Raw genomic sequence first — 6000 nt, forward strand, 5'->3', positions numbered from 1 at the left:
GTTGTGTTTTACGACATCCAAAAAAATAGAAAAGATGTATTTTTCTATTTTATTGTCATTAAATTTAACACAATTACATGTTTTATTCTTAGAAGCTCCATTGTTTTTAATAATATAATAGATTTTCAAAAACGGCTTTTTTATTAACACTCAACCTCTTTTTCTTTCTCTAAAAAAAGACTAAATTTGAAGTTCAATTTTTGTAATTTCATATAATTGCAATCATCTCATTTACAACTATGTACTTAATATTCGATACAGAAACTACAGGATTACCTAAGCGTTGGGACGCACCTATAACTGATTCTGACAACTGGCCTCGCTGTATACAAATTGCATGGCAACTGCATGATGATATGGGGAAACTCATCGAGCATCAGGATTATTTGGTAAAACCCGATGGATTCAATATTCCGTATGATGCAGAACGTATTCACGGAATTTCGACTGAGTTGGCCGAAGCCGATGGAATTACTTTGGCCGAAGTTTTAGAGAAATTCAATATTGCTTTAAGTAAAACCAAATTTATCGTTGGTCAGAATTTAGGTTTTGATGTAAATATCATGGGGGCAGAATTTCATCGAATGGGTATTGATTCCCCTATGAGTACTATGCCAGTTCTTGACACTTGTACAGAAGTTACCGCTTCGTTATTACAATTGCCTGGAGGTCGTGGAGGAAGATTTAAATTGCCAACATTAACAGAATTACATAGCTATCTTTTTAATAAACCTTTTGCAGAAGCGCACAATGCAACTGCCGATGTTGAGGCAACAACACGTTGTTTCTTAGAGTTAATAAGAAGAGAAGTTTTTACAAAAGAAGAATTAGATGTTCCGAAGGATTATTTTGGGGAATTCCAGAATAAAAATCCTCAGGAGATCAAGTTGATAGGCTTAAAGCATATCAATTTAAAAGCGGCTTCTGATAAAATTAGAGAGCAATTAAAAGCTTTGGAATCGGATGATAAGCAAACAACAGTTTCAGAGTCAGATTTAGAGGGTTTTAAAGCAGCGAAGTATTCACATTTGCATAACCACACGCAGTTTTCAGTTTTACAATCAACTATAGGGATTGGAAATTTAGTTTCGGCTACAGCCAAAAACGGAATGCCAGCTGTCTCGATGACCGATACTGGAAATATGATGGGGGCTTTTCATTTTGTAAGTGCCGTTATGAATCATAATAAAGCGGCATCAGGTAAAAATAAAGCTTTGGTTGAAGCTGGTGAAGAGCCAACGGAAACAGAAATAAAACCAATTGTGGGTTGCGAATTTAATGTTTGTGATAATCATTTGGATAAAAGCAAAAAAGACAATGGTAATCAGGTTGTGCTGTTGGCTAAAAATAAGAAAGGCTATCACAATTTGGCAAAAATGTCATCGATTGCTTTTACAGACGGATTTTATTATGTTCCAAGGATTGATAGAAAGATTGTTGAGCAATATAAAGAAGATATCATGGTTTTGTCTGGGAATTTATACGGAGAAATCCAGAGTAAAATCCTGAATGTTGGTGAAAACCAAGCAGAAGAAGCTTTGATTTGGTGGAAAGAGCAATTCGGAGACGATTTCTATCTAGAAGTAATGCGCCACAATCAAGAAGACGAAAACCGCGTAAATAAAACACTGATTGAGTTTTCTCAAAAACACAGCGTCAAATTAATCGCGACAAATAATACCTATTATTTAAATAAAGAAGATGCCAATGCGCATGACATTTTGTTGTGTGTAAAAGATGGTGAAAAACAAGCTACGCCAATTGGTCGTGGTCGCGGATATCGTTACGGATTACCCAATCAGGAATATTATTACAAGTCGCAAGAAGAGATGAAAAAACTCTTTAATGATTTACCTGAAGCGATTATCAATATTCAGGAAATTGTAGATAAGGTCGAAATTTACTCGCTTTACCGTGATGTATTGCTTCCTAAATTCGATATTCCTCAGGAATTTATAGTTGTTGAAGACGAAGCAGATGGCGGCGTTCGAGGTGAAAATAAATACTTGCGCCATCTTACTATGGAAGGGGCAAAAAGACGATATGGTGAAATTACAGAATCTATTCAGGAACGTCTGGATTTTGAATTGCTTACCATTTCAAATTCCGGATATCCGGGTTATTTCTTGATTGTTCAGGATTTTATAGCCGAAGCTAGAAATATGGATGTTTCGGTTGGTCCGGGACGTGGATCCGCAGCGGGATCTGCCGTTGCATATTGTTTAGGAATTACCAATATTGACCCGATTAAGTACGATTTGCTTTTTGAGCGTTTCCTGAATCCAGATCGTGTATCCATGCCCGATATTGATATTGATTTTGATGATGAGGGGCGTGGTCGAGTTATGGATTATGTAATCAATAAATACGGTAAAAATCAGGTTGCGCAAATTATTACATACGGTAAAATGGCTACCAAATCAGCCATTCGTGATACGGCTCGTGTGTTGGATTTGCCATTATTTGAAGCGGATAGAATTGCTAAATTAATTCCGGCAATGATGCCGTCAAAATGGAATTTAGCACGTTTTATTTCTGAAAATGAAGATGAGGTTAAAAAAGCACTTCGTTCTGATGAGTTTGATAATGTAAAAGAATTAATTGCTATTGCTAATGAAGATGATTTGGCAGGAGAAACCATTCAACAGGCAAAAATCCTTGAAGGATCGATGCGAAATACTGGGATTCATGCTTGCGGGGTAATTATTACGCCATCGGATATTACGAATTTTGTTCCTGTAACAACTGCAAAAGATTCTGATTTATATGTAACACAGTTTGATAACTCGGTTGCAGAAAGTGCAGGATTGCTGAAGATGGACTTCTTGGGTCTGAAGACCCTTACCTTGATAAAAGATACTGTTAAACTCGTAAAATATAGAAACGGAATCGATCTTGATCCAGATACATTCCCGATTGATGATGTTGAAACATATGCACTTTTCCAAAGAGGAGAAACGGTTGGAATCTTCCAGTATGAGTCGCCCGGAATGCAGAAATACATGAAGGATCTAAAACCAACAGTTTTTGGAGATTTAATTGCGATGAATGCCTTGTATCGTCCGGGACCTTTAGAATATATCCCATCTTTCGTACGAAGAAAGAATGGCGAAGAGGAAATCAAATACGACTTAGATGCCTGTGAAGAATATTTAGGAGAAACATACGGAATTACAGTTTATCAAGAGCAGGTAATGCTTTTGTCGCAATCGCTGGCTGACTTTACAAAAGGTGAGGCTGACGTTTTGCGTAAAGCGATGGGTAAGAAACAAAAGGATGTATTGGATAAAATGAAACCTAAATTTGTTGAACAGGCTGCGAAAAAAGGCCATGATGCAAAAGTTTTAGAGAAAATTTGGAAAGATTGGGAAGCATTTGCAAGTTATGCCTTCAACAAGTCGCACTCAACTTGTTATGCTTGGATTGCATATCAAACTGCTTATCTAAAAGCACATTATCCTGCAGAATATATGGCAGCGGTACTTTCGAATAATATGAATGATATCAAACAAGTATCATTTTTTATGGAAGAATGTAAGCGAATGGGATTACAGGTTTTAGGGCCAGATGTAAATGAATCGTTTTATAAATTTACTGTAAACGATGAATATGCGGTACGTTTCGGGATGGGGGCTATTAAAGGCGTTGGTTCTGGGGCAGTGGCAACAATTGTAGAAAGCAGGAAAGACGGCAAATATAAATCGATTTTTGATTTGGCTAAGCGAATTGATTTGCGTGCGGCTAATAAAAAAGCAATCGAAAATCTGGCACTTGCAGGTGGTTTTGATTCGTTTGAAGGAACTACTAGAGCGCAATATTTTCATGATGACGGGGATGGAATTACTTTTTATGAAAAGGCGATTCGTTATGGATCAAAGTTTCAGGAAAATGAAAATTCATCACAAGTGAGTTTGTTCGGAGAAACAAGCGAAGTTCAGATCGCTGAGCCAATTGTGCCTCCGTGTGAAGATTGGAGCACAATGGAAAAACTGGCTAAGGAGAAGGAAGTGGTTGGAATTTATATTTCAGGACATCCTCTTGACGATTTTAGATTTGAAATGAAATACTTCTGCAATGCCAGATTAGAATCCCTGAAAAGTATGAATGAGTATGTAGGGAAAAATCTAAATTTTGCCGGAATAATAAATAACGTACAACATCGCGTTGCAAAAAACGGAAAAGGTTGGGCAATATTTAATTTGGAAGGATATGATGAAAGTTATGAATTCAAAATCTTTGGCGAAGAATATTTGAAATTTCGCCATTTCCTGATTCAGAATAATTTTGCTTTTCTGAAAGTACTAATTAAAGATGGATGGGTAAATCATGATACAGGTAAAAAATCAGATCCAAGATTGCAATTTGTCGAAGTAAGACAATTACAGGATGTTCTGGAAGTTTTTGCTAGAAAATTGATTTTATTGTTGAATATAAAAGATTTACAGGCAGAGTTTATTCATAAGTTGAGCCATTTATTTAATGAGAATAAAGGGGATAATACAGTAACTTTTGAAATAATGGAATTAGAAAAAATAAAGCGCTTGGTTCAAGTTGAAACTACAACAGAGTTTGAGGGAGCTGATGATACAGTTTTTGTAGATGAAGGTGATGATGAGAATGGTGATGAAGCGATGAGTACAAAAACGGCAGAAGTTACAGAAGTTGAGGAGATAAATGTAGTTACTAAATTGATTATGCCAAGTAGAAGGTTGAAAGTAAATATTTGTACTGAGTTATTGCAAGAATTAGAGAAAATGCAGATAAATTTTAAGTTAAATTAAAGTTTTATAGTTAAATTTTTAAATAATGTATTTTTTTAACGATATAATTATGCGTGCATATTATTTTTTTAGTATCATTGTTGTTAATTACAACGATTGCGTTCTAATTGCTACAAAGCAAAAGAGAACATCCTGTTAAATTATTTTAGACTGTATAAATTATTTTAAGAAAAAAATTATGAAAAAGAACCTTTTTTTATTAGGAATGATGGTTTGTTCTATGACAATGGTAGCTCAAACTGAAACAAAAGAACATGAAAGCTGGTATTTTAAATTAGGCGGATCTTATTTCTTGCAAACAGCAGCTACTGAGTTTCCAACTGTAGGAGGAAATCTTCCTTTGGATAGAACTTATGTAGGTAAAGAATTAGTCTCTGAAGAAAGTGTTACTGGGTCTTTTGGTGAAGGTTTTAGAACAGGAGTTACTGCTGGTTACCGTTTTTCTGCTCGTTTAGGAGTTGAGATGGGGATTAATTATTACACTAGTAATAGTAAGACTATGGCGCAAACTACTACAGATCAGATTTTTGTTTCTGGAGGAAAGCCTATTTATAACTTTATTTCTGAAGGACAAATTAAAGCCTTTGATCTTGCTCCTGCTTTAGTTATGTATTTAGGGAAATCTCATGGATTTGAGCCATATACAAAAGTAGGTGTGTTGATTCCAATTCATGGAGATCTTAAAATTACTACAGATGCGGTTGTGCCTACAGGTGTAGCTAGTCCAGCAACTATGGCAGTTCGTAGTGTTGATAAGGTAAAACCAAATCCAACAGTAGGGTTTGTAGCTGCTTTAGGAACATCTTATAAATTAGGAAAAAATATCGCGGCATTTGCAGAATTAGAATATCGTAACTTTACAGTACACGGAAAGACTAAAGAAACTACAGAGTTTACTGTTAACGGTAATGATGCTTTAGCTTCAAGAACTACAGCGCAGATTCATACTAATTACGGAAGTTCTTTAAATACAACTTCTAATAATGCTTTGACAAATCCTAATGGATTAGATCAAAGTAAGCCGATGGATGAGTTGAGCTCTTATGTAGGTATTAGTGGATTAGGTTTGACTTTAGGTCTTAGATATAACTTATAATATTTTGCTTTTTTAGTTTTTAGAGAAGAGGACTTCCGAAAGGATGTCCTCTTTCTTGTTTGTAATTCATATAGAAGGTTGCTTGAATTGTCTAGTCCTAAATAACCGATACAGATTATGAAT

2 protein-coding genes are annotated in these 6000 nt (G+C 35.4%); both read left to right on the forward strand.

The window, feature by feature from the left end:
* Positions 1-239 precede the first annotated feature (239 nt).
* Positions 240-4781: a DNA polymerase III subunit alpha gene (gene dnaE, locus IUY40_RS11565; protein WP_195737025.1), complete on the forward strand. Its 4542-nt coding sequence runs from the start codon at positions 240-242 to the stop codon at positions 4779-4781.
* Between the two features lie 178 nt (positions 4782-4959).
* Complete coding sequence (locus IUY40_RS11570) at positions 4960-5877, forward strand: outer membrane beta-barrel protein (RefSeq protein WP_195737026.1); 918 nt, start codon at positions 4960-4962, stop codon at positions 5875-5877.
* The last annotated feature ends 123 nt before the right edge of the window (positions 5878-6000 follow it).

The organism is Flavobacterium sp. ALJ2 (assembly GCF_015594725.1).
GTDB lineage: Bacteria > Bacteroidota > Bacteroidia > Flavobacteriales > Flavobacteriaceae > Flavobacterium.

Coding starts and splice junctions, on each gene's coding strand:
- dnaE (WP_195737025.1), top strand. CDS start 240: ATGTACTTAATATTCGATACAGAAACTACAGGATTACCTAAGCGTTGG.
- IUY40_RS11570 (WP_195737026.1), top strand. CDS start 4,960: ATGAAAAAGAACCTTTTTTTATTAGGAATGATGGTTTGTTCTATGACA.